Raw genomic sequence first — 22344 nt, 5'->3', positions numbered from 1 at the left:
TTCCCTGGAGAAATTTCAATGAATATGTCCAACGCGCCGGCTTTTTCCGCTGGTATTGCAACGCCCGCTAACGATGCACCGGTCCCCATTCCGGTGCGTGAGGTCCTTCCTTGGACCGTTTTTATCGGCCTCGTTCTGCTGATCGCGATTTATTTCGTCGGCGCCGAGCAAGGTGCAACGTCCATTATCTCGGGCATGTACGTCCACGAATTCGTTCACGATGGCCGACACTTGCTCGGCTTTCCGTGCCATTGAGGACGGAGCATGATTCGCAACTTGCTTATACGCGGCATGGTCGCGGGACTCGTCGCGGGCCTGATCAGCTTTGGCTTTGCGCGCGGCTTCGGCGAACCTTCAGTTGCTCGGGCTATCGCGTTCGAAGAACAGCACGAGCATGCACAAGCGCCCGCACACGATCATCACGATGAAGCGGCGGCAGCGCAATCGCATAGTCATGGTGATGATGAAGAACTCGTTAGCCGGGACACGCAAGCGGGTTTGGGCTTACTAACGGGCGTGGTGGTGTTCGGCACGGCTTTAGGCGGTATTTTCTCGCTGATCTTTGCCTTGGCTTATGGGCGGCTCGGCTCGTTGCATGCGCGCGGAACGTCGGTTTTGCTTGCGCTCATTGGTTTCGTTAGCGTTGCGCTCGTGCCGTTCATTAAATATCCCCCAAACCCGCCCGCCGTGGGCAATGCCGAAACCATTGGTCCGCGTACGGCGCTTTTCTTCGGCATGGTGGCGATTTCAATCGTCGGCGCGGTGTTCGCGGTCTATGCGCAGCGACGCTTGCAGGCGCGTCGCGGCAACTGGAACGCGGCGCTTATTGCGGCGGCTGGTTATGTCGTCTTGATGGTTATCGCGCAAGTGGCGCTGCCTTCTGTCGACGAAGTACCCGCCGACTTTTCCGCGTCGTTGTTGTGGAATTTCAGGCTGACTGCCGTCGGTATTCAAGCATTGATCTGGGCAACGCTTGGACTGCTCTTCGGCGCGCTTGCGTCACGTGAACTCGAGCGTCCGGCAGCGCGTCGCATGGCCGCTGCCTGAATCGAATGCTCGATGGATGTCAAAAGGCCCGCGTCGCTTGAGCACGAGCGCGGGCCTTCGTTCATTGCGAGGCCGCGCGCCGCTCAAGCAACTGGTCGAACAACGCGAGCTTCGCGTGATCGTCCATCGTTCTAAACAATTTAATTTCCTCGCGGCTTCTAAAGCATCCCGCGCACAGGCCGCTCGATGCATCGAGCTTGCACACGCCGGTGCACGGCGAGCCGATTGGTTCCTGCGCGCTGGCGCGTCCGATCATCTCGGCGAGATCGCGTGGCCCGATTTCGGTCGGTGTCGTCATAGCGCTTCGCCGCGAAAGAGCGCAGCCATTGCCGCAGGATTCGAGGGCCAGTAAGCGTGCATGTAAGTGGCCGTTATCGCGCCATGACGATAAAGCGCTTCGCCCTGCGCACCGGTCGTTGCGTGCGTGGCTGTCGTGAAAGGCTGCATCGATGTCTTGAGCGTCGAATAGTGAAAGGTGTGGCCGGTGAGCGGACCGTGGGCGGTGTCGACTCGTTGCATCGCCAGCCGCGAAAGACGGCGTTGCATGGTGGCGTCGCCGGGAAGGGCGCTTAGCATTGAATGACGATTGCCTTCGACATCCGTCAGTGCGTCGAGCAGGTAGAGCATACCGCCGCATTCCGCGACTACCGCGCGATTGCGCGCGATATGTTCTCTTATCGAAGCGCGCGTGCACGCATTGGAAGCAAGCGTCGCGGCGTGAAGCTCGGGGTAGCCGCCGGGCAAGTAGAGCGCATCGACATGGGCGGGTACGGGCTCATCCGCTAGCGGGGAAAAATAGCTGACGCTTGCGCCCGATGCCTTTAGCAAATCGACATTCGCGGGATAAATAAATGAAAACGCGGCGTCCCGCGCGATCGCAATGTGCAATCCGTCGAGAAGACGCGGCGGTTCACTTAGCGTGATGTCGTCGTCGAAGCGAACGAGCGGCGGCAAATCGGCAAGCGTGGTCGCGGCAATGGCATCGGCGGCGCGGTCGAGACGCGCATCCAGGTCCGCCACTTCCCGCGCTTGAGTGAGGCCAAGGTGACGTTCGGGTAGCGCGATATCGTCCGCGTTCGAAAAATGACCGCAATAGCGCAGCCCTTCGGGGATGGCTTCGGCCAGCATCTGTGCATGGCGCGCAGACGCCACGCGATTTGCAAGCACGCCATGAAACGGCACATCGGGCCGATAACGCGCAAGTCCGAACGCAAGCGCGCCGAAGGTTTGCGCCATGCCATGCGCGCCGATTACCGCGAGCACGGGCACATTGAACGCAGCGGCGAGATCGGCGCTGCTCGGCGTGCCATCGAAGAGGCCCATTACGCCTTCGATCAAAATAAGGTCGGCTTCCTTGGCGGCCGCGGAAAGCATCGCGCGGCACGCTTCCAGTCCGACCATCCAAAGATGCAGCGAATAAACGGGCGACCCGCATGCCCGCTCGAGAATCATCGGATCGAGAAAATCCGGCCCGGTCTTGAAGATGCGCACGCGCCTGCCTTGCCGCGTGTGATGACGCGCAAGCGCGGCCGTCACCGTGGTCTTGCCTTGATGCGACGCGCTCGCGCCGATGAAGAGTGCGGGACAGTTTGCCATTGCGTCAGAACTCGACGCCGCGTTGCGCCTTGACGCCCTGCTCGCGATAAGGGTGCTTTACGAGGCGCATTTCGGTGACGAGATCGGCTATTTCAATGAGCTCATCGGCCGCGTGTCGTCCTGTCACGACGACATGCAGCATGGCCGGCCGTGCCTTTAGCACGCCGAGTACTTCCTCAAGCGGCAAATATTCGTACTTGAGCACGGCATTGAGCTCGTCGAGTACGACCATCTGATACTCGCCGCTTTGGATCATGCGTCGTGCTTCGTCCCATCCCTTGCGCGCCGTGGCGATGTCCGCCTCGCGATTTTGCGTGTTCCACGTATAGCCATCGCCCATCGTCACGAAATCGCAATGCGCGATTGCGCCAAGGAAATCGCGTTCCGACGTATGCAGCGCGCCTTTGATAAATTGCACCACGCCGAGTTTCATGCCGTGCCCGAGCACGCGCATGGCCATGCCGAATGCAGCGGTGGTCTTGCCTTTGCCGTTGCCGGTATTGACGATCAACAGGCCCTTTTCATGGTCGGCGGCGGCCTGCTTTTTCTCATGGCCTTCCTTGCGCCGCTGGGTCATGCGCAAATGCGATTCGGTATCGGTTTTCATGCTTGTTTCTTCGATGGTGTCTCTGCAATAGCGACCGTCACGCCGCCCGCGATAGTCTTATGCACGACGAGCCGGCCGCCGCTGGCAATGAGCGCGCAAGGCTCGCATACGCCGTCGACATTCAAATGCCGCCTGGCCTGCGATAAGAATTTCCCAGGCGCGCGCTCGATTTGATCGGCGCTAAAGAAATCCACGCGCAATTGATGACGCTCGCAAAATGCAAGCAATCCTGTTTCGTCTTTCTTAGCGTCGATGCTTGCCACGCTGGCGATATCGGCAAATGCGAGCGTGCCAAGCGCACCACGCACAGCGCGTTCTATTGCTTCGGCGCTTACGCCGCGGCGGCAGCCGATGCCGATGACGAGCGCGGCGCTCATGCTAAACGAAGCCAATTCATGGAGGTCGACTTGAAAAGCCTTAAGGCGGAGGAAAGATACCATACCGGACGCTTAGGCAGGCACCACGCTTTCTTGACGCCTAACCCCGCTAGCCCTAGACTTTCAATAGTTCAGGTGCTCGCGCGCCAAGTCTTTAGCGCGCAGTTGAACGGGAAACAGGAAGCGCGCGTTCAGGCGAACGCAAGCCAACCTGTGCTGCCCCCGCAACGGTAAGCGAAAGCCACGCATGACATGCGCGGCAAGCCGGTTTCAAAGCCACTGTGCTAGGCGTTCAAAGCGTCCGGCGCGGGAAGGCGAAGCGGCTATTTTCGTCAGCCCGGATACCGGCCAGAATTACCGAAGGGATTTCCTTAGCCGCGGGGTTGCGGCGTATCCCCAGATCCACCGAGTCGTGCGCTTTTCCATGTCCATGCCGCTGCAAAGGTCGAATAGACCGCATCGCGCACACCATCACGCATAGGGCGCACGCATCAATCAAGCACGGAGCAACGATGCAAACGCGCAAGATCCCCGTCACGGTCGTGACCGGCTTCCTCGGCAGCGGCAAAACCACGCTGATGCGGCACATTCTTTCGAACGCGCAGGGCAAGCGCATCGCGGTCATCGTCAACGAGTTCGGCGAGCTCGGTATCGATGGGGAAATTCTCAAGGGCTGCGGTATCGGTTGCGACGACGAAGCAGGCTCCGCCGAACGCAATCTCTATGAACTCGCGAACGGTTGCTTGTGTTGCACCGTGCAGGAAGAGTTTTATCCGGTGATGGAGCAACTGCTTGAACGGCGCGACAGTATCGATCACGTGTTGATCGAAACGTCCGGGCTTGCCTTGCCCAAGCCGCTCGTGCAGGCCTTCAACTGGCCGTCCATCAAGAACGCCTTCACCGTGGACGCGGTCGTTACCGTGGTCGACGGTCCGGCTGCGGCAAGCGGTCAGTTCGCGGCAAATCCCAGCGCCGTCGATGCGCAGCGCAAGGCCGATCCGAATCTCGATCACGAATCGCCGTTGCATGAATTGTTTGAAGACCAACTGTCGTCGGCGGATCTCGTCATCGTCAACAAGACCGATCTCATGGATGCCGCCGCGTTGAGCAAGGTCGATGCGCTCGTGCGTCCCGAGATTCCGCCCGAAGTGAAGATCGTTCCCGCGCAGATGGGCAAACTCGACGTGCATGCGCTGCTCGGCTTGCAATCCGCATCGGAAGAGACCATTCATCTGCGGCACGACCATCATGGCTCGCCCGACGAAGACGGTCATGCGGATCATCATCACGACGAGTTCGATTCCGTGGTGGTCGCAGCGGATGTCGAGTCGCGCGAACAGCTGCTTGCGGCACTGCACGTGCTGGTGGAAAAGCACACGATTTACCGTGTGAAGGGCTTCGCGGCGTTGCCGGGTGCCGCCATGCGGCTCGTCGTGCAAGGCGTGGGGCGACGCTTCGACAGTTACTTCGACAGGCGCTGGAACGAAGGCGAGGCATCGAGTCGCTTCGTGCTTATCGGCGAGGACCTCGACCGCGAAACGCTGCAACGTGCCTTCGTTTCCGCGTTGCAGAACTTACCCGTGCAGGCCTGAGCGATGCATCTGCTGCGCACGACTCCGGGAGGCTTCGTCGACGACGCAGCAGGCGTGATGCGGATCGAGCAGACGCGCGCACCCATCGTCGTGCTCAGTTCGGCCGATACCACGCTCGCGCTGCTCGCAAGCGTCTTTCCGCGTCTCGGCCCCGGCTTTCCGGAAGTGCGGCTCGCAAATCAATCGTTCCTGCGCCAGAACGCTTCGGTCGACTTTTATGTCGACGACATTCTGCGTCATGCAAAGGTCGTCATCGTCGATCATCTCGGCGGCGAATCGTATTGGCCCTACGGTATCGAGCGTCTCGTCGCTTTGGCAAAGCGCGAAAAGCAAATGCTCGCCATGTTTTCGGGCGATCTTGCGGAAGACCCGAATCTCATCGGCAAGAGTACGGCCGATGCCGCGTTCTGCCGCGACCTGTCGCGCTATTTACGTGAAGGCGGCGCGCGCAATGCCGAAGAATTTCTACGCGCCATCGCGCATCGCGCGTTCGGTTGGGGACGCGAAGCGCACGCGCCGAGCGCGTTGCCCGCGGTCGCGATCTATCACCCCGAGCGCGAAAGCGCTTCTAGCGACGATTGGCGCGAACGCTGGACCGAAGGCGCGCCGGTGGTTGCCATTCTTTTCTATCGCGCACACCTTCAATCAGGCAACACCGCTGTGTTCGATGCATTCATCGAAGCGCTCGAACGCGAGGGCATGAATCCGCTGCCCATTGCGATTGCATCGCTCAAGGAAAGTCTGAGCCGCGAAGTAGTCGAGCGTTTATGCGCGCAGCATGGTGCATCGCTCGTGCTCAATACCACGGCGTTCGCTGCGGGCGTGATCGGAGAAAGCGAAGCATTCGAAGTGGCCGGCGATGCGCCCGTGATGCAAGTGATCTTGAGCGGGGGCAATCGCGATGACTGGCAGAAGGACAATCAAGGCCTGAATTCGCGCGATGTCGCCATGCACGTGGCGCTCCCCGAGGTGGATGGCCGTATCATCACGCGAGCGGTGAGCTTCAAGGGGCTTGCTTATCGATGCCCGCATACGCAGGTCGACGTGGTGCGTTATCAGGCCGATACCGAGCGCATGCACTTCGTCGCCGAACTCAGCGCGCGCTGGTGCAAGCTCAGACATGCGCCAAACGAGCGCAAGCGCATCGCGCTCGTCTTGGCGAATTATCCGGCGAGCGAAGGGCGCATTGGCAACGGCGTGGGACTGGACACGCCGGCATCGGCCATTAACATCTTGCAGTTGCTCGAGCGTGAAGGCTATCGCTTAGACCAGATTCCCGAACATGGCGATGCGCTCATCGAAGCGCTTACGCGAGGCGTGACAAACGACCCTGTCGTGCGCGATCTTCGCCCGGCCCTGCAAAGTCTTGCGCTCGAAGATTATCTCGATGCCTATCGCGCGTTGCCGCTGGATGCACGGCAAGCACTGGAAAAAACATGGGGCGCGCCTGAAGACGATCCGACGATACGGCGCGGCCGCTTCATGATTGCAGGCTTGCGTTGCGGTGAAGTGTTCATCGGCATTCAGCCTTCGCGCTCGCGCGAGCGCAACGATTATGCGAGCTATCACGATGCCGAACTCGTGCCGCCGCATGCGTATCTCGCGTTTTATTTTTGGTTGCGCCTGCGCTTCCAGGCCGATGCGCTCGTGCATGTCGGCAAGCATGGCAACCTCGAATGGCTGCCCGGCAAGAGCGTTGCGTTGTCGGCATCGTGCTGGCCCGATCTCATTCTCGGTCCCATGCCGCATCTCTATCCGTTCATCGTGAACGATCCGGGCGAGGGCAGTCAGGCCAAGCGTCGCGCGCAGGCGGTCATCATCGACCATCTGATGCCGCCGCTCACGCGTGCCGAAAACTATGGGCCGCTGCAGGATCTCGAACGACAAGTGGACGAATACTACGAAGCGCTCATGGTCGATACGCGCCGCGCGAAGCTGCTGCGCAAGTCCATCCTCGCGAACATCGTCGAGAACAGATTGCATGAGGAACTCGGGCTCGACGCACCGGGCGACTTGCAGGGTGAAGACACACTGCTTACGCGTGCCGATGCCTATCTGTGCGAACTCAAGGAAGCGCAGATACGCGATGGCTTGCATGTGTTCGGCGTATCGCCCGAAGGCGTGCAAAGGCGCGATACGCTGCTCGCATTGGGCCGTTTTCCGACCGGCGACGGACGCGGCGCGAATGCAAGTCTCATCACGGCCATGGCGCGCGATCTCGCGCTCGGTGAAGCGTTCGATCCGCTCGATGCCGACTGGGCGGCGCCATGGAATGGACCTCGCCCCGACGCGCTTCAAAACGCGGTCGACGCGCCTTGGCGGCATCATGGCGATACACGCGAACGCCTCGAATCGTTAGCGTTGCAACTATTTCAAGGCGATGCCGAATCGCCGGGGCCGCAAACGACGCTGGTGCTCGAACGCTTGCAAGGCGATGTGCTCGCGCGTCTTGACGCGTGTGGTCCGCAAGAGCTCGAGCAACTGAAGCGCGGGCTCGAGGGCCGCTTCGTGCCGCCTGGTCCGAGCGGTTCTCCATCGCGCGGCAGACCGGACGTGTTGCCTACCGGACGCAATTTTTATTCGGTCGACACACGCGCGTTGCCGACGCAGGCCGCATGGTCCATCGGCCTCAAGTCGGCCAATCTGCTGGTGGAAAGACACGTGCAGGATCACGGCGATTTCCCGCGCGCCATCGGCCTTTCCGTGTGGGGCACGGCGACCATGCGCACTGGCGGCGACGATATGGCCCAGGCGTTCGCACTGATCGGCGTACGGCCGAAGTGGGCGGCGGGAAGCAATCGCGTGACGGACTTCGAGATACTGCCAATCTCCATCTTCAACCGGCCGCGTATCGACGTTACCTTGCGCGTATCGGGGTTCTTTCGCGACGCCTTCGCCAATCTCATGCATCTTTTCGATGCGGCGGTGCAAGCCGTCGCCGAACTCGAAGACGAGTCCGAGGATATCAATCCGATTCGCGCGCGCGTCATGCGTGAGCGCGATGAACTGATCGGTCGCGGTATGAATGCGAAAGAAGCGCGGCAACGTGCAGGCTGGCGCGTGTTCAGCACAAAGCCGGGCGCGTATGGCGCGGGCTTGCAGGAACTGATCGATGCGAAGCAATGGCAGAGCGACGCCGATCTCTCGGCCGCGTATCAAAGCACGGGAGGCTATGCGTATTCGCAGGCGCAAGACGGCGTGGATGCGCGAGCGAGCTTCGGCACGCGGCTTTCCGCGCTCGATGTCGTGCTTCAGAATCAAGATAACCGCGAGCACGATCTGCTGGACTCGAACGACTACCATCAGTTTCAGGGCGGCATGGTCGCGGCCGTGCGTTATCTTTCGGGCCTGCAACCGCAGGCGTATAACGCGGATCATAGCAATCCCGCCGCGCCGCGCGTGCGGACCTTGAACGAAGAGATTGCACGCGTGGTGCGCTCGCGCGTGGTCAATCCAAAATGGATCGACGGCGTCAAGCGTCACGGCTACAAAGGCGCATCCGAACTCGCTGCAACGGTGGATTATCTTTACGGATACGACGCCACGGCGCGCGTCGTATCGGATCATCAATACGCGCTCGTTACCGACGCTTACGTGAACGACGCAGACACGCGCGAGTTCATCACGCAGCACAATCCTCACGCGCTCCAATCGATATGCGAGCGTCTGCTCGAAGCCATGGAGCGCGGTTTATGGCAAGAGCCGGGCGGCTATCGCGCTGACGTGACGCGCCATTTGCTCGATGTCGAACAGCAACTCGAAGGCCGACAGACTTGAACCCGAACGACGCTGATTTTCCGGTGTTTCCCTTTACCGCGCTCGTCGGGCAGGAGGCCTTGCAGCAGGCGCTCGTGCTCGCGGCTATCGATCCGGCGCTTGGCGGCGTGCTCGTCAGCGGCCCACGCGGAACGGCGAAGTCCACTGCCGCACGCGCCCTTGCCGAGCTATTGCCCGAAGGCCGGCTCGTCACGCTGCCGCTCGGCGCAAGCGAAGAGCAGTTGATCGGTACGCTCGATATTCAAAGCGCCTTGCGCGACGGCGGCGTGACCTTTTCGCCGGGCTTGCTTGCAAAAGCGCATCTCGGCGTGCTCTATGTCGATGAAGTGAATCTGCTGCCCAACCCGCTCGTCGATCAGTTGCTGGATGTCGCGGCAAGCGGCGTGAACGTCATCGAGCGCGATGGTATTTCGCATCGGCATGAAGCGCGTTTCGTATTGATCGGCACGATGAATCCCGAAGAAGGCGAATTGCGTCCGCAATTGCTCGACCGCTTCGGGCTCGCGGTCGAATTGAACAATTGCTTCGATGCGAGCGTGCGGCAACGGATCGTCAGGGCGCGGCTCGCGTTCGATATGGATGCTGAAGCATTCTGCGCACGCCATGCCGACGCACAGTCCGCGCTAGCAGAACGCATTCATGCAGCACGTGCCGTGCTATTCGCGCTCGATCCGGACGACGCGGTGCATGCGCGCGTGAGCGCGCTTTGCATCGCCGCCCACGTGGATGGCTTGCGCGCCGATCTCGTGATGCTGCGTGCGGCGAGAGCGCTCGCGGCATTCGAAGGCGCGAGCAACGTGCAGACGCTTCATGTCGATCGCGTGGCCGACGCCGTGCTGAAGCATCGACGACGCGAGGCCGATGCATCGCAAGGCGAAGCGCCGCAGCAGCCCGCCCCGCGCGATAACGGCAGCACGAATGAAAGCGATTGGGGCTACATGCCGCCCGAGCCAGCAGGCACGGCGAAGGTCAAGCAAGTCAGACCGCTTGCCGCAAAAAAAGCCTGAGCCATCGGAGACACGAAGCGGATGCTCAAGAGCATCGTCTTCGATGGCGTGAAGCGCGGGCACGCGGTCGCATGACCGGTCGCGAAGGCGATGAAAGCACCACGCTCGACTGGATATCGACGCTACGCGCGAAACGTGCCGAGCGTCTCGATGCACGGCATCTTCGCTATCGACGTGTGCAGGGCGAAGCGGCGTCGTTGCATTGCTTTCTTCTCGATTGCTCGGGATCGATGCTCACGGGTGAACGGCTCGCGCGTGCCAAGGGCTTGTTGATTGCGTTGTTCGATCGGGCTTATCGTGAGCGTGCGGAAATTGCGCTCGTATGTTTCGGTGGCGGGCGTGCCGAAGTGCGTCGTCAGCCGGGCGCCGCGCATTGGTGGAACGAGCGCTGGGTGAGTCCTATCGGTGGCGGTGGTGGCACGCCGCTGGCGTTGGGTCTTTCGAGTGCGCAGACCGTGCTTGCACGAGCCGCGCGTCGAAGACCCGCGCAGCGTCGCTGGCTATGGGTGCTGACCGATGGCCGCACGAACGAGGCGCCCGCGCCGCCGCAGTGCGCGGACCGCGTCGTGCTGGTGGACTTCGATGAAGGGCAATTTGGAGTCGGGCAAGCGAGCACGTTGGCGCTACGCTGGGCGGCGGAGTACTTTCATGCGAGCGAACTGAGCGCGGACTTGCGGTAGCCTGCCCGTGTCATTCATACCATCGCGGCGTATAAACCCATGCGCCATCGCCGATCACGCGCGTGGTCGATGATCCGACGATCACCATCGTTCGCATGTCCACCATCGTGCTGTCCAACTCGCCAAGCGTCATGATGCGAAGCGTCTCGCCCGCGCGTCCCACATCGCGCCCGAGCACGACGGGCGTTTTGGCATCGCGATGCTGCTTCACGATTTCGATCGCGCGATCGAATTGCCAGGGCCGTGCCTTCGATAGCGGGTTGTAGAACGCCATGACGAAATCGGCCTGACCCGCATGCGTTATGCGTTTCTCGATGACGCCCCACGGCTTCAGATTATCCGATAGCGACAAAACGCAGAAGTCATGGCCGAGCGGTGCGCCCGCACGCGCCGCCGTGGCAAGCGACGCCGATACGCCCGGCACGATCTCGAGTTTCACGGCATGCCATGACGCGTTCGCTTCCTTGTCGAGTGCTTCGAGCACGGCTGCCGCCATGGCGAACACGCCCGGATCGCCCGACGATACGACCACTACCCTGCGTCCCTCGCTTGCCAGTTCGAACGCATGTCGCGCGCGCTGCAACTCTTCGCGATTGTCCGTCATATGCGCGCGTTGATCGGCGCGAAACGGGCCTGCCATGCGCACGTAGGTTTCGTAACCGAGCACGTCTTCTGCGGCACGGAGCGCGGCTTTCGCGGCGGGCGTCATCATTTCGGAGCTGCCGGGACCGAGACCGATCACGGTCAACGTGCCGCGTGCACGGCCTATCGCCTGCGCATCGACGGGCGCGTTGGCGACGTGCAATGCAACGTCGCCGTTGTGCGAAACATCGAAAGGCGGGGCGTCGCTGAAACGCAATGGCACGTCGAGCGCTTGCGCGGCATCGGCGAGACGTTGCGATGTCATTGCGTGCGTGGGCGCGACCAGCACAGCGAGTGCGAGCGGCGCGAGGCTTCGTGCTTGAAGTGCCTTGCGTACGCATTCCGCTACTTCGCCGTTCGTCGCGTCGTCTTCGATCCATGCAATCACACAACGTGGATGAATCACGAGACTGTGTTCATCGTGGGCGCTTTCGGGCGTGATGCGGATGGCGCGCAACGCATCGTCGGCGCGAGGAAGGGCTGCCTGATCGAGCCACGGTGCGTGGCCTTCCAAGCGCGTCGTTGCTCCGCCAAGCAAGTCGGACACGAAGCGCTTGCCGCGTTCGATATCCGCCAGTACGTAGCCTTCGGGCGGCGCGAGCAGACATTGACCGAAGCGTAATTCGCCGCTCGTCGTGATGGCCGGTACGATACCGAGCATCTGGCCGATATCACGCGCAAGCATGTTCACGCCGCTCATGCCGCCGAGCAGCGGCACGACCGCGCTGCCGTCCTGCGCGACAGCGAGCACCGGCGGCTCCGCGCCCTTATCCGCAAGCGACGCTGCCAGCGCGCGAATTACGATGCCTGCTGAACACAGTGCGACGATTGGCGAGCCTGCCGCGTAGAGTGCCCGCACGTGCGCGCCGAAGTCGTCGAAGGAGGCGTCCAGGTTCACGCGACTAGCGAGTCCATGAACGAGCGATCCCGGACGACACGCCTGAATCTTGCGCGCGATAGTCAGCGCACCGTTGCCGAGCACGACGATGGCAAGCGGCTTCGCTACGTCTATGCGCTCCATTTCGTCCCCGGCACGACCAACAGCGAGAAGTAGGGCGATGCCATTGGATCGACTTCGTTCAGCGGCACGATGCGTTGATTCGCCATCGTCGCGCGTTCCACATACAACGCGCGTTTGTCGAGCCCGAGTTCCGCCAGCACACGACGCACTTTGTCGAAGTTGCGGCCGAGCTTCATAATGACGGTGGCATCGCTCGTCGCCAGCTTTCGTTTTAGTTCGGCTTCCGAAAGAACGCCCGAAAGCACCGCAAGGCTCTGATTACGATAAACCAGTGGCACGCCAAGCACTGCGACGCCGCCCAGCATCGAACAGACGCCGGGCACGACTTCTGCCTCGAAGCGCGCGGCAAGGCGATCATGCAGATACATGTACGAGCCGTAGAAGAACGGATCGCCTTCGCAGATCACCGCCACGTCGCGGCCGGCTTCGAGATGATCCGCAATGGCGAGCGCGCATTCATCGTAGAACGCGCTGATGATCGTCTCGTAGCAAAGCGGCGGTTCGAGCGCTTCCGTCGTCACGGGATAGACGAGCGGCAAGCGCGTCTGCGTGTCTTCGAGATGAGATTCGATGATTCCGAACGCGTTGCCCTTCTTCCCCTTCGCGACGAAATACGCGACCACGGGCGCCGCCTTGAGCAGCTTCAACGCCTTCACCGTGATGAGATCGGGATCGCCCGGACCGACGCCCAGACCATGGAGTCTTCCGCTCATCACTCGGCCTCCGATGCGAGCGCATTCACGGCGGCCGCCGCCATCGCGCTGCCGCCGCGTCGTCCGAGCAACGCGACGAAAGGAATGCCACGGCTGTCGGCGGCAAGCATGGCTTTCGATTCCGCCGCGCCGATAAAGCCCACTGGAAAGCCGAGGATGAGCGCGGGCTTCGGTGCGCCGTCGTCGATCATGTCGAGTAGATGAAAGAGCGCGGTGGGCGCATTGCCGATTGCGACGATCGCACCCGCAAGATCGGGCCGCCATAGTTCGAGTGCGGCAGCGGAGCGCGTGTTGTGCATCGCACGGGCGCGTTCCGGCACGGAGGCATCGCCGAGCGTGCAGATCACGCGATTATTCGCGGGAAGGCGCGCGCGCGTGATGCCTTCGGCGACCATGCGCGCATCGCAGAGAATGGGCGCGCCGCTCACGAGCGCTTCACGGCCCGCGATACCGGCATCGGACGAGAAGCGCAGGTCATCGACGATATCGATCATGCCGCACGCATGAATCAGCCGCACGGCGAGCTTTTCGAGGTTGGCGGGAATGGCGGCGAGGTCGGCTTCGGCGCGAATCGTCGCGAATGATTGCCGGTAAATCTCCGCACCGTCGCGGATATAGTCAGACATCGGCATGACTCCGGGCGAGCCATGCGGCCGCCTCTTCGATGAGGAGGTTATGGGCGATCACGTGTGTGCCTCGAAGCACGTCGTAGCGGCCGGGCGCAACGGCAACGAGCGTGTTTTCGACGGGATGCGCCGCCGCACAAGAGCGCTCGCAGCCGCTCAGATGCGCGTGCGCATGCTCGGGCAGCAAGGCGGCTAAACGATGCGCGTCCGCTTTCGTATCGGCACGGCTTTTCGCGCAGCCCGAAGAACCCGCGCATGCGATCAGACGCGCGAACGGATCGCGTGGATCGGTGGAGAGGCCAAGCGCGCGAAGGGCATCGACGACATGCGTCATGCGATTCGCGTGCACGTCCGGCAGCAACACGCTTTGCCAGGGCGTCATCACGACGCGTTCTTCGGCGAGATCGGCGATTGCGTGAAGTGTATTAGCATCGAGGCGGCCGAGCGGCGCTTGCGCGCCGACATAGTCCGCATGCGCGCCGAGTCGTAACGTTGCATCGGAAGGCGCGCGACGCCATGACTGAAGTGCGGCGTCGTGCTGTGTTTCGAAGTCGAGGGCATGGAGAAAGCCCGTAATTCCAACGCGTGCGAGCACATCGCGCATGCGGTGTTCTTCCACCGATGCCAGCGCCAGAAACGCCTGCAGCACGGCCAGGATGAAGCGCTTCGCGTCGTCACGCGCAATCGCGCCCGAGGCAGGCGCATGTTCCTCACGATGCGGCATCGATCCTGCAAAACCGAATGCGAAGCGCGCGCCATTGTCCAGCGCCGAAAGCCAAAGATCGTGCGGATGATCGAGCATCGCAAGCGTTTCGCCATCGTCGATCTGCAACGCGAACTTCGGCGACAACGCGTGCAACGCGGCATCGGCCTGCATGCGTTCGACGATATCCGCTGCAAGCGCACGCGTTCCCGTGCTCGCAAGCGGGCTCAGCATGACGTTTCGGATATCGTCGGCGCCGGCCGTGGTCGGACCGAGGCCCGCCGCGAGCACGATGTCGATGAGTTCCGCGTGGGCGTCGTCGCGAATGCCGCGCAGTTGCAGATTGGCGCGATTGGTCACTTCGATCGTGCCGGAACCGCAGCGCTCGGCGGCGTGCGCCACGGCATGCGCGGCTTCGCGACGCAACTCGCCACCGGCAAGACGCACGCGCGCAAGGGCGCCATCGCGTGCGGGCACGATACGCATGAGGCCGGGACAGGCCGAAGACCGAGGCGGCAAGAACGATTCCAAAAGCTCGACCGTATGCTCAAGCGCTTGAGTTGCGAACCGGTACACCCCGCCCGGCAGGCTTCGCGCAATTGCGTTGAATAGCGTTGAATAGCAGTGAATGCTTACGTCGGCAGGTCTCTTGGCTGGCAGGTCGACATTCGCGCTAGCCTTCCCGGTAAAAACCAGTGGCAGTGGAGCGCGGACTCGCTGCGTACAATTGCGGGGGCAGCCACAGTTTTGCTGTGTTCCCTGTTAGGCCATGAGGCTCGATACCGATCGAACCCTTCAGGCACCGACGAACGCGCTATTATGCCCGCTTTTATCGACCATCAGACCGCTTCCCGCCTTGCGCGGGTGCTTCAAACGCGGAATTCGCCCGTAGGAGGCCGCACATGTCGAACTGGCTGACCGTCGTGGGTATCGGCGAGGACGGCTGGCATGGGCTTGGCCGCGAGGCGCGGCGCGCGCTCTTCGAAGCACGGTCGATCCACGGCGGCGAACGTCACCTCGCGTTTCTGCCGGCGCGTATCGCGGCGCGCCGCGTGCCATGGCCAAGCCCGTTTTCCGTCGATGCCGTGCTCGCCGAGCGCGGCGTCCAAACATGCGTGCTTGCGAGCGGCGACCCCATGTTCTTCGGCGTCGGCGCCACGCTTGCGCGCGAATTATCCACGGAAGAAATGCGCGTCATGCCCGCGCCTTCGTCGCTGTCGCTGGCGGCGGCGCGCTTGGGCTGGCCGTTGCAGGACGCGCAATGCGTGTCGCTCGTCGGGCGGCCGGTGGCGTCCCTGCTCGCGCATGTGTTTCGCGGCGGACGTCTGCTCGTCCTGAGCGCCGATGGCGCGACGCCCGCCGCCGTCACGCAGCTTCTCACGCTGCATGGTTTCGGCGCGAGCCGCGTGACGGTGTTCGAGCATCTGGGCGGCACGAATGAACGCCGGTTCGACGAACGTGCGGACGACTGGCGCGAGCCGCGCGTGGCGGCGCTCAATCTCATGGCGATCGAATGCCGCACGCATGCGGGCCACGCGGGGCCATCGCTCACGCCGGGTCTTACCGACGACGCGTATCGGCACGACGGCCAGCTTACCAAGCGCGATGTACGCGCCGTGACGCTCGCACGTCTCGCGCCGCAACCGGGCGAATTGCTGTGGGATGTCGGCGCGGGTTGCGGGTCCATCGGTATCGAGTGGATGCGCGCGCATCCCGCTTGCCGCGCGATTGCCATCGAAGCGAACGAAGGGCGGCAGCGTCTCATCGAACATAACCGCGATGCGCTCGGCGTGCCTGCGCTGCAACTCGTCAAGGGCGAGGCGCCCGGCGCGCTCGACGGTTTGAGCGCGCCGGATGCCGTGTTCATCGGCGGCGGCGTGACCGTGCCGGGTCTCCTCGATGCGTGCTGGGCGCGCGTGCGGCAGGGCGGTCGGCTGATCGTCAACGCCGTGACCTTGCAGAGCGAAGCGGCGCTCTTTGCATGGCGCGCGGAGCATGGCGGCGAGCTGACGCGGATCGGCATCGCACGGGCCGAGCCGCTCGGCAGTTTCGATACGTGGCGGCAAGCGCTGCCGATCACGCTTCTGCACGCGAAGAAGCCATGAGCTCGCCGGCGGATGACCATCCCGATGCGTGACGAAACGCCCGAACAGTCCGCGCCGCTCAGAAGCGGCTACACGACGGGAAGCTGCGCGACCGTGACGAGTCTCGCGGCCGCGCGCCTTTTGTTGCTCGGCGAGCCGAGCGCGCGCGCGGAGATCGTGCTGCCGAAGGGCCAGTCCGTGACCATGCCGCTCGCGTTCTGCCGTCTTGCCGGCGATGCAGCGGAAGCGGGCGTCATCAAGGATGCCGGCGACGATCCCGATGTCACGCATGGCGCGCTCGTCATAGCTCGCGTGCGGCTTGCGGCGCGGCATGGCGTACGCTTTCATGCGGGGCCGGGCGTTGGCACCGTGACGCGCGCGGGCCTTGCGTTGCCGATCGGCGAGCCGGCCATCAACCCCGTTCCTCGCAAAATGATGAGCGAGCATCTCGACGCACTCGCCACGCAAGCGGGTTATGCGGGCGGTTTCGACGTGAGCATCGGCGTGGAGAATGGCGAGGCGCTTGCGCTCAAGACGATGAATCCGCGGCTCGGCATTATCGGCGGACTGTCGATACTCGGGACCACCGGCATCGTCCGGCCGTTTTCGTGTGCGGCTTATATCGCGTCGATCCATCAGGGGATCGATGTCGCGCGCGCCAACGGCGTAAAACATATCGCGGCGTGCACCGGCAATCAGAGCGAGGACGCCATGCGCGCGCGTTACGGCTTGCCGGATATGGCGCTCATCGAAATGGGCGATTTCGCGGGCGCGGTTTTGAAGCACTTGCGCCGCGCGCCGGTCGAAAAACTCAGTGTTTGCGGCGGCTTCGGCAAACTCAGCAAGCTTGCGGCGGGACATATGGATCTGCACAGCCGCACGTCGAGTATCGACTTGCCGCTTCTCGCCACTTGGGCCGCCGATGCTGGCGCGAGCATCGCGTTGCAGCACGCGATTCGCATGGCCAACACGAGTCAGGAAGCGCTTAAGCTGGCGCGCGGCGAAGGCATCGCGCTCGGCGATATCGTCTGCGCGCGAGCCCGCGAAGTGGCGCTCGACGTCGTGCCGCAAGGCATCGTCGTGGAGACTTTCGCCATCGACAGGCAAGGGCAGATCGTCGGGAGCGCGCAATGAAGCGCGTGCTATTGCTCGGCGGCACCGGCGACGCGCTCGTCGTCGCGCGCAGGCTCGGCACGTCGCATGTCTACAGTCTCGCGGGGCTCGCGCGTGTGCCGACGGATCTAGCATGTGAGGTTCGCGTCGGCGGTTTTGGCGGCGTGGCGGGTCTGGCAACGTATCTGCGTGAAGAAGACATCGCGCTCGTGCTCGATGCCACGCATCCCTACGCCGCGCAGATGAGCCGTCATGCACGCGAAGCATGTACGCTCGTTGGCGTGCGCTTGTGGGCCGTGCGTCGTCCGGCATGGCAGCCGCGAACGGGCGACGTCTGGCGCGAGGCGCGCGATTGGCCAGGCGTCGTCGATGCAATCGCGGCCTATGAAAAGCCGTTACTCACGCTCGGACGCGAGCCGCTTGCGCATCTTGACGAGATACCCGCGTCGCAATTCTGGACGATCCGTTGTCTCGACCCGCACGAAGGCAACGCGCGTGCGCGGATCGTCGATGCGCGCGGGCCGTTCAGTATCGAAGGCGAGCGCGCGTTGTTCGATGTGGCGCGTATCGATGTCGTCGTCAGCAAGAACAGCGGCGGCCGCGCGACCGAAGCGAAGCTCGCGGTGGCGCGCGAACGCGGCTTGCCCGTCGTGATGCTTGCGCGGCCCGCGCTTCCCGAAGCCGATCGCGCATTCGACGATCCGGCAAGCGCGCTCGATGCACTCACAACCGAACTTCCTCTTCCATGACCGTCTATTTCATCGGCGCCGGACCGGGCGACCCGGAACTCATCACCGTGAAGGGCCAGCGGCTCATCCGCTCGTGTCCGGTGATTCTGTATGCGGGCTCGCTCGTGCCCGACGAAGTGTTGAGCGGGCATCGGGCGACGCGTGTCGTGAACACGGCGGAACTCGATCTCGATGCGATCGTCGCGTTGCTCGAAAACGCGCACGCGCGGGGAGAAGACGTGGCGCGCGTGCATTCCGGCGACCCTTCGCTTTACGGCGCGACAGGCGAGCAGATGCGCCGTCTCGATACGCTCGCGATTCCTTATGAGATCGTGCCGGGCGTGACGGCGACGGCGGCATCGGCGGCGGCGCTCAAACGCGAACTCACCTTGCCGGGCATCTCGCAGACCGTGATTCTCACGCGCTATGCCGCGAAAACGTCGATGCCCGAAGGCGAATCGCTCGCGGATCTGGCGCGTCATCGTGCGACGCTCGCCATTCATCTTGGCGTGCGGCATATCGAGCGTATCGTCGACGATCTGCTGCCGCATTACGGCGCGGATTGTCCTGTCGCCGTGGTGTTTCGCGCGAGTTGGCCGGATGAAACGCGCGTGGAAGGCACGCTTGCGGATATCGCGGTGAAGGTGCGGGCAGTGCGTTTGCAACGCACGGCGCTGATTCTCGTGGGCCGTGTGCTCGACGCCCAGGGTTTCGCCGATTCCACGCTCTACGGCAAGGAATGAAGGTCGATGCGCGATCTCGACGCCGTCTTCGCCGCGCTCGCGAAATCCGCGTTTCGCAGGCGTTTCGCGTTGGGTGTGCGGGAAGGGCGCTATCTGCGCGAACGCGGCGTGGAAGCGGTCGTCGCGCAGGCGCATGAGCTGATTACGAAGCGCCTTGCGCCGCAAGCGCCGCTCAACGATGGCAAGCAGACGCCGTTTCGCGGGCATCCGGTGTTCATCGCGCAGCACGCGACGGCGACGTGCTGTCGCGGTTGTCTGGCGAAATGGCACGACATTGCGGCGGGCAAGGTACTCGATGAAACCGAACGTCGGCATGTCGTCGACGCGATCGATAGCTGGCTGCGCGCGCAGCCGTTGCCGGAGATCGCGGTTGTTGAAAAGCGGCAGGGCGAGTTGCCGTTTTGAGGTGCGGCTCATAACGCCCCCGCCGTGCAAGCGCGACGCCACCAGACCTGCTGAGCCTCAAGTCTCCATCGCCAATGCCGATAAGCACGGCATGGACAATTTCGACTTCGGCCCGGCGAAGGGGCCGCTCATCGCATCGATCGTGGCGCCCGCGAAAGCTTTGCTGAGCGCGCACAACGTCATCCGCAAGGCGCGCGGCGAACCGCCATTCACCGACGACGTGAAGGCATTCGCCGCATGGGTCGACCGAGGCGAACCCGAGGAGCCCGCGATGGCGCCGGTTCTATGCCGCCTGATCCGCGACGGCTACACGAGCTGATGCATCAGTTCTCGACGCGTCAATTCCGAGCCGGATCGGACTTCCGCTTCGCCCGCCGCGCCAGCATGTTGAGCGCTTCGACGAGCGCGGAGAACGCCATCGCCGCATAGATATAGCCTTTCGGCACGTGCGAGCCGAATCCTTCCGCGATCAGCGTCATCCCGATCACGAGCAAGAAGCCGAGCGCCAGCATCACGATAGTCGGATTGCGTTCGATGAACCGCGACAGCGGCCCCGCCGCGAACAGCATGACCGCGACCGCCGCGATCACGGCAACGAACATGATCGGAATGTGTTCCGTCATGCCGACCGCCGTCACGATACTGTCGATGGAAAACACCAGATCGAGCAGCAGAATCTGGCCGATCGCCGACAACGGTGTGAGGCGCGCGCCCGCATTCGCGCCAGCGTGATCGTCGGCGTCGTGCGTGACGTGATGGCGGATTTCCGTGGTCGCCTTCCACACGAGAAAGACGCCGCCCGCGATCAGGATCAGGTCGCGCCACGAGAAGCCGTGCCCGAACGCCTCGAAGATCGGCGCGGTGAGGCGCACGATCAACGCGACCGTGCCGAGCAAACCGAGCCGCATCACGAGCGCGAGCCCGATGCCGATGCGTTGCGTGCGCTCCCGATGCGCCTCGGGCAGCTTGTTGGTCAGGATCGAGATGAAGATCAGGTTGTCGATGCCAAGCACCACTTCCATGACGACGAGCGTCGCGAGAGCGGCCCAGGCGGCGGGATCGGTCAGCAGTGTGGCGAGGTAGTCCATGCGCGTCGGAAGCCTTTGAGTTGTGCGAAAGCCGCATCGAGTGGATTGAGCGCGTGATATTAACGCAGACTTGGATTAATGAAAGGAACTTGAAAACTTTTCGAGACACCAAGCGGAGGAGACACAGAGATGCGTTGCGAAGTGTCAGCGTTTGCGCTCAAAACACAACAAGCGCCGGATTTGAAACGGTTTTTTCCTTATGCGAAGATGCTCACCGCAGACGATTAAGGGTAAACTCTCGGTCTCGTTTGCCGCCGTTTGCGGCGCCTGCCAACCTCCTGCGCGCCGCAGGAAAACTCCTTGAGCAGCATGTCAGGAAAATCTCAACGCCTCGTCGAGCTGGACTTCTTTCGCGGACTCGTGCTGCTCGTCATCGTCGTCGATCACATCGGCGGCAGCATGTTGTCGCGCTTCACGCTGCACGCCTTTGCGCTCAACGACGCCGCCGAAGTCTTCGTGTTCCTCGGCGGCTTCGCCACGGCGACGGCCTATACCGCGATGGCCAGCCGGCGCTCGGAAAGCGCCGCACGCGTGCGTTTTCTCAAGCGCTCGGTCGAAATCTACCGCGCGTTTCTCGTCACTGCCGCGCTGATGCTCGTCGCGACCTTCCTGCTGCGGCCGTTTTTCGGCAGCGCGCCGAATCTGGCGCTGCATGACCTCGACAGTCTCACGGCCGCGCCGGTGTCGTCGCTGACGCAGATTCTCACCTTCGAGCGCCAGCCGTATCTTGCCGCCGTCCTGCCGATGTACGCGCTCTTCGCGCTGTCCGTGCCGCTTACGCTGCCGCTCGCGCGCAGCAAGCCGTGGTTGCTGCTCGGTCTGAGCCTCGGCCTGTGGGCGTTTGCGCCGCAAATCGGTGAATACTTGCCATCCGCCAACGACACGCTTTGGGACTTCAATCCCGCCGCCTGGCAACTGATGTTCGTGCTCGGCGTGCTGGCGCGCTGCACGCCGGTTTATCAGCGCGTGAGTTCGCATCGCATGGGATGGGTCGTCAGTCTGGGCGCGCTCGCGCTGATCATCGGCATGGCGTACTACAAGCTGCTCGTACTGCCGCCCGTCTTGGATAGCGCGTTCAAGCGTGACCTCGCCGGCGCGCGCGTCGTCAATTTTCTCGCCATTGCGTGGATCGCCACGAATTTTGCGCGCTACGGTCTGATCAAGGAAATCGCATCGCGCCTGCCGTGGGTCGGGGCAGTCGGGCGTGACGGCATGGTGTGCTTTGTCGTCGGCACGGTGATATCGCTCGTCGTCGATTCCATCCTCTTCACGCTGACCGATGGCCTCATCAACGTGCCCGCCGGTCTGGCCGCGGATGCGATTGCCGTAACCGCGCTGCTTGCCGTGCCTCAAGTGCATCAAGCGGTCTTGCGATGGCTGGGCGGGCGGCCAAGGACGATTCCGGCCGTGGCTCCTGCGGCCGAGAAGGGCGGGGCGCAGTAAGGAAGGGCGGCGAACAGGCCGCCTTTTTAACGCGCCCACGAGCAACTAACGGTCGAGTTCAGCGGCAGCTTAAAGGGGATTGGGCACAAGCTTTGCAGACAAGGCGAAACCTTAACGATAAACCATCGACGTCATGTTAAAACTTGCCATTCTTTTCGCGGTCATTTCGGTCATCGCCGGCTTCTTCGGTTTCGGACGCGTGTCGTCCGGTGCGGCCGGCATCGCGAAGATTTGCTTCTTCATCTTCCTGATTCTGTTCGTCATCTTCCTGATCGTCGCCATTTCGGCGGGCTCGCTCGTCTTGTGACGACTGCGCGCTTCCTCGCATCGACCCGGTCGCCGGGTCGGTGTT

At 62.8% G+C, this 22344-nt stretch carries 23 protein-coding genes and 2 riboswitches; of the genes, 14 read left to right on the top strand and 9 right to left on the bottom strand.

Features of this window, described 5'->3' with window-relative positions; genetic code table 11:
* The first annotated feature begins 24 nt into the window (after positions 1-24).
* On the top strand, positions 25-255 hold the full coding sequence (locus NCT04_RS19150; protein WP_250467459.1) for a CbtB domain-containing protein: 231 nt from the start codon (positions 25-27) through the stop codon (positions 253-255).
* A 9-nt stretch (positions 256-264) separates the two neighbouring features.
* Positions 265-1047 carry a CbtA family protein gene (locus tag NCT04_RS19145; RefSeq protein WP_250467234.1) on the top strand — a complete coding sequence of 261 codons (783 nt, stop codon included), beginning with the start codon at positions 265-267 and terminating at the stop codon, positions 1045-1047.
* A 61-nt stretch (positions 1048-1108) separates the two neighbouring features.
* On the opposite strand, the gene NCT04_RS19140 is transcribed toward NCT04_RS19145, so the two are convergent.
* The 4 genes from NCT04_RS19140 to NCT04_RS19125 are packed head-to-tail and all read right to left on the bottom strand — an operon-like array spanning position 1109 to position 3627.
* Complete coding sequence (locus NCT04_RS19140) at positions 1109-1345, bottom strand: DUF1289 domain-containing protein (protein WP_250467231.1); 237 nt, start codon at positions 1343-1345, stop codon at positions 1109-1111.
* Positions 1342-2643, bottom strand: a complete 1302-nt coding sequence (locus tag NCT04_RS19135; RefSeq protein ID WP_250467230.1) for a cobyrinic acid a,c-diamide synthase CobB — start codon at positions 2641-2643, stop codon at positions 1342-1344. The genes NCT04_RS19140 and NCT04_RS19135 overlap by 4 nt, the downstream gene beginning before the upstream one ends.
* A 4-nt stretch (positions 2644-2647) precedes the next feature.
* The gene (gene cobO / locus NCT04_RS19130; protein ID WP_244829493.1) at positions 2648-3250 is read right to left on the bottom strand and encodes a cob(I)yrinic acid a,c-diamide adenosyltransferase; all 603 of its coding nucleotides are present in this window, start codon (positions 3248-3250) and stop codon (positions 2648-2650) included.
* On the bottom strand, positions 3247-3627 hold the full coding sequence (locus NCT04_RS19125; protein ID WP_250467228.1) for a cobalamin biosynthesis protein: 381 nt from the start codon (positions 3625-3627) through the stop codon (positions 3247-3249). The genes cobO and NCT04_RS19125 overlap by 4 nt, the downstream gene beginning before the upstream one ends.
* Positions 3628-3743: 116 nt before the next feature.
* Positions 3744-3994: riboswitch (cobalamin riboswitch) on the top strand.
* A 145-nt stretch (positions 3995-4139) separates the two neighbouring features.
* On the opposite strand from NCT04_RS19125, the gene cobW reads away from it, so the two are divergent.
* From cobW to NCT04_RS19105, 4 genes are all read left to right on the top strand, one after another.
* The gene (gene cobW / locus NCT04_RS19120; protein ID WP_250467226.1) at positions 4140-5219 is read left to right on the top strand and encodes a cobalamin biosynthesis protein CobW; all 1080 of its coding nucleotides are present in this window, start codon (positions 4140-4142) and stop codon (positions 5217-5219) included.
* A 3-nt stretch (positions 5220-5222) separates the two neighbouring features.
* On the top strand, positions 5223-8996 hold the full coding sequence (cobN, locus tag NCT04_RS19115; RefSeq protein WP_250467224.1) for a cobaltochelatase subunit CobN: 3774 nt from the start codon (positions 5223-5225) through the stop codon (positions 8994-8996).
* Positions 8993-10003, top strand: a complete 1011-nt coding sequence (locus tag NCT04_RS19110; protein WP_250467222.1) for a magnesium chelatase ATPase subunit I — start codon at positions 8993-8995, stop codon at positions 10001-10003. Before cobN ends, NCT04_RS19110 begins: the two co-directional genes overlap by 4 nt.
* 71 nt (positions 10004-10074) lie before the next feature.
* Positions 10075-10683: a vWA domain-containing protein gene (locus NCT04_RS19105; protein ID WP_250467220.1), complete on the top strand. Its 609-nt coding sequence runs from the start codon at positions 10075-10077 to the stop codon at positions 10681-10683.
* A gap of 10 nt (positions 10684-10693) precedes the next feature.
* Here NCT04_RS19105 and cobJ read toward each other — a convergent pair whose 3' ends face one another.
* Genes cobJ through cobG form a run of 4 tightly spaced genes read right to left on the bottom strand, consistent with a single transcriptional unit; the run spans position 10694 to position 14907 of the window.
* Positions 10694-12346, bottom strand: coding sequence for a precorrin-3B C(17)-methyltransferase (gene cobJ / locus NCT04_RS19100; protein ID WP_250467218.1), 1653 nt, complete (start codon positions 12344-12346; stop codon positions 10694-10696).
* Positions 12334-13059 carry a precorrin-2 C(20)-methyltransferase gene (locus tag NCT04_RS19095; RefSeq protein ID WP_250467215.1) on the bottom strand — a complete coding sequence of 242 codons (726 nt, stop codon included), beginning with the start codon at positions 13057-13059 and terminating at the stop codon, positions 12334-12336. Before NCT04_RS19095 ends, cobJ begins: the two co-directional genes overlap by 13 nt.
* Entirely contained in the window at positions 13059-13685 is a 627-nt protein-coding gene (locus NCT04_RS19090) for a precorrin-8X methylmutase (protein ID WP_250467213.1), read from the bottom strand. The genes NCT04_RS19095 and NCT04_RS19090 overlap by 1 nt, the downstream gene beginning before the upstream one ends.
* Positions 13678-14907 (bottom strand): precorrin-3B synthase, encoded by a 1230-nt coding sequence (gene cobG / locus NCT04_RS19085; protein ID WP_250467212.1) that lies wholly within the window; start codon positions 14905-14907, stop codon positions 13678-13680. The genes NCT04_RS19090 and cobG overlap by 8 nt, the downstream gene beginning before the upstream one ends.
* A gap of 103 nt (positions 14908-15010) precedes the next feature.
* Positions 15011-15210: riboswitch (cobalamin riboswitch) on the bottom strand.
* 80 nt (positions 15211-15290) lie between these two features.
* Between cobG and cbiE the strand changes: the two genes are divergently transcribed.
* The 6 genes from cbiE to NCT04_RS19055 all read left to right on the top strand — a co-directional run bounded on the left by cbiE (position 15291) and on the right by NCT04_RS19055 (position 19780).
* Complete coding sequence (gene cbiE, locus NCT04_RS19080; protein ID WP_250467210.1) at positions 15291-16493, top strand: precorrin-6y C5,15-methyltransferase (decarboxylating) subunit CbiE; 1203 nt, start codon at positions 15291-15293, stop codon at positions 16491-16493.
* 24 nt (positions 16494-16517) lie between these two features.
* Positions 16518-17606 (top strand): cobalt-precorrin-5B (C(1))-methyltransferase, encoded by a 1089-nt coding sequence (locus NCT04_RS19075; RefSeq protein ID WP_250467458.1) that lies wholly within the window; start codon positions 16518-16520, stop codon positions 17604-17606.
* On the top strand, positions 17603-18334 hold the full coding sequence (locus tag NCT04_RS19070) for a cobalt-precorrin-6A reductase (RefSeq protein WP_250467208.1): 732 nt from the start codon (positions 17603-17605) through the stop codon (positions 18332-18334). Before NCT04_RS19075 ends, NCT04_RS19070 begins: the two co-directional genes overlap by 4 nt.
* Positions 18331-19056, top strand: a complete 726-nt coding sequence (cobM, locus tag NCT04_RS19065; RefSeq protein ID WP_250467207.1) for a precorrin-4 C(11)-methyltransferase — start codon at positions 18331-18333, stop codon at positions 19054-19056. The genes NCT04_RS19070 and cobM overlap by 4 nt, the downstream gene beginning before the upstream one ends.
* Before the next feature lie 6 nt (positions 19057-19062).
* A complete protein-coding gene (locus NCT04_RS19060; RefSeq protein WP_250467205.1) occupies positions 19063-19461 on the top strand; it encodes a DUF4186 domain-containing protein in 399 nt (132 codons plus the stop codon).
* 91 nt (positions 19462-19552) lie between these two features.
* A complete protein-coding gene (locus tag NCT04_RS19055; RefSeq protein WP_244829508.1) occupies positions 19553-19780 on the top strand; it encodes a hypothetical protein in 228 nt (75 codons plus the stop codon).
* A gap of 19 nt (positions 19781-19799) precedes the next feature.
* Here the strand turns inward: NCT04_RS19055 and NCT04_RS19050 are convergent, their stop codons facing one another.
* Positions 19800-20549, bottom strand: a complete 750-nt coding sequence (locus tag NCT04_RS19050; protein WP_244829510.1) for a TerC family protein — start codon at positions 20547-20549, stop codon at positions 19800-19802.
* Positions 20550-20858: 309 nt separating this feature from the next.
* On the opposite strand from NCT04_RS19050, the gene NCT04_RS19045 reads away from it, so the two are divergent.
* Both NCT04_RS19045 and NCT04_RS19040 read left to right on the top strand, forming a co-directional pair.
* Positions 20859-21992, top strand: a complete 1134-nt coding sequence (locus tag NCT04_RS19045) for an OpgC domain-containing protein (protein WP_250467203.1) — start codon at positions 20859-20861, stop codon at positions 21990-21992.
* 133 nt (positions 21993-22125) lie between these two features.
* A complete protein-coding gene (locus NCT04_RS19040) occupies positions 22126-22299 on the top strand; it encodes a DUF1328 domain-containing protein (protein WP_087628737.1) in 174 nt (57 codons plus the stop codon).
* The last annotated feature ends 45 nt before the right edge of the window (positions 22300-22344 follow it).

The sequence above is a fragment of the Caballeronia sp. GAFFF2 genome (genome assembly GCF_023631485.1).
Taxonomy (GTDB): domain Bacteria; phylum Pseudomonadota; class Gammaproteobacteria; order Burkholderiales; family Burkholderiaceae; genus Caballeronia.
Note: the sequence above shows the minus strand (reverse complement) of the source record. Positions and strands in the feature narration are given on the sequence as shown.

Excerpts from the sequence above, each read along its gene's own strand:
- NCT04_RS19150 (WP_250467459.1), top strand. The coding sequence starts at position 25 with ATGTCCAACGCGCCGGCTTTTTCCGCTGGTATTGCAACGCCCGCTAAC.
- NCT04_RS19145 (WP_250467234.1), top strand. The coding sequence starts at position 265 with ATGATTCGCAACTTGCTTATACGCGGCATGGTCGCGGGACTCGTCGCG.
- NCT04_RS19140 (WP_250467231.1), bottom strand. The coding sequence starts at position 1,345 with ATGACGACACCGACCGAAATCGGGCCACGCGATCTCGCCGAGATGATC.
- NCT04_RS19135 (WP_250467230.1), bottom strand. The coding sequence starts at position 2,643 with ATGGCAAACTGTCCCGCACTCTTCATCGGCGCGAGCGCGTCGCATCAA.
- cobO (WP_244829493.1), bottom strand. The coding sequence starts at position 3,250 with ATGAAAACCGATACCGAATCGCATTTGCGCATGACCCAGCGGCGCAAG.
- NCT04_RS19125 (WP_250467228.1), bottom strand. The coding sequence starts at position 3,627 with ATGAGCGCCGCGCTCGTCATCGGCATCGGCTGCCGCCGCGGCGTAAGC.
- cobW (WP_250467226.1), top strand. The coding sequence starts at position 4,140 with ATGCAAACGCGCAAGATCCCCGTCACGGTCGTGACCGGCTTCCTCGGC.
- cobN (WP_250467224.1), top strand. The coding sequence starts at position 5,223 with ATGCATCTGCTGCGCACGACTCCGGGAGGCTTCGTCGACGACGCAGCA.
- NCT04_RS19105 (WP_250467220.1), top strand. The coding sequence starts at position 10,075 with ATGACCGGTCGCGAAGGCGATGAAAGCACCACGCTCGACTGGATATCG.
- cobJ (WP_250467218.1), bottom strand. The coding sequence starts at position 12,346 with ATGGAGCGCATAGACGTAGCGAAGCCGCTTGCCATCGTCGTGCTCGGC.
- NCT04_RS19095 (WP_250467215.1), bottom strand. The coding sequence starts at position 13,059 with ATGAGCGGAAGACTCCATGGTCTGGGCGTCGGTCCGGGCGATCCCGAT.
- NCT04_RS19090 (WP_250467213.1), bottom strand. The coding sequence starts at position 13,685 with ATGTCTGACTATATCCGCGACGGTGCGGAGATTTACCGGCAATCATTC.
- cbiE (WP_250467210.1), top strand. The coding sequence starts at position 15,291 with ATGTCGAACTGGCTGACCGTCGTGGGTATCGGCGAGGACGGCTGGCAT.
- NCT04_RS19075 (WP_250467458.1), top strand. The coding sequence starts at position 16,518 with ATGCGTGACGAAACGCCCGAACAGTCCGCGCCGCTCAGAAGCGGCTAC.
- NCT04_RS19070 (WP_250467208.1), top strand. The coding sequence starts at position 17,603 with ATGAAGCGCGTGCTATTGCTCGGCGGCACCGGCGACGCGCTCGTCGTC.
- cobM (WP_250467207.1), top strand. The coding sequence starts at position 18,331 with ATGACCGTCTATTTCATCGGCGCCGGACCGGGCGACCCGGAACTCATC.
- NCT04_RS19060 (WP_250467205.1), top strand. The coding sequence starts at position 19,063 with ATGCGCGATCTCGACGCCGTCTTCGCCGCGCTCGCGAAATCCGCGTTT.
- NCT04_RS19055 (WP_244829508.1), top strand. The coding sequence starts at position 19,553 with ATGGACAATTTCGACTTCGGCCCGGCGAAGGGGCCGCTCATCGCATCG.
- NCT04_RS19050 (WP_244829510.1), bottom strand. The coding sequence starts at position 20,549 with ATGGACTACCTCGCCACACTGCTGACCGATCCCGCCGCCTGGGCCGCT.
- NCT04_RS19045 (WP_250467203.1), top strand. The coding sequence starts at position 20,859 with ATGTCAGGAAAATCTCAACGCCTCGTCGAGCTGGACTTCTTTCGCGGA.
- NCT04_RS19040 (WP_087628737.1), top strand. The coding sequence starts at position 22,126 with ATGTTAAAACTTGCCATTCTTTTCGCGGTCATTTCGGTCATCGCCGGC.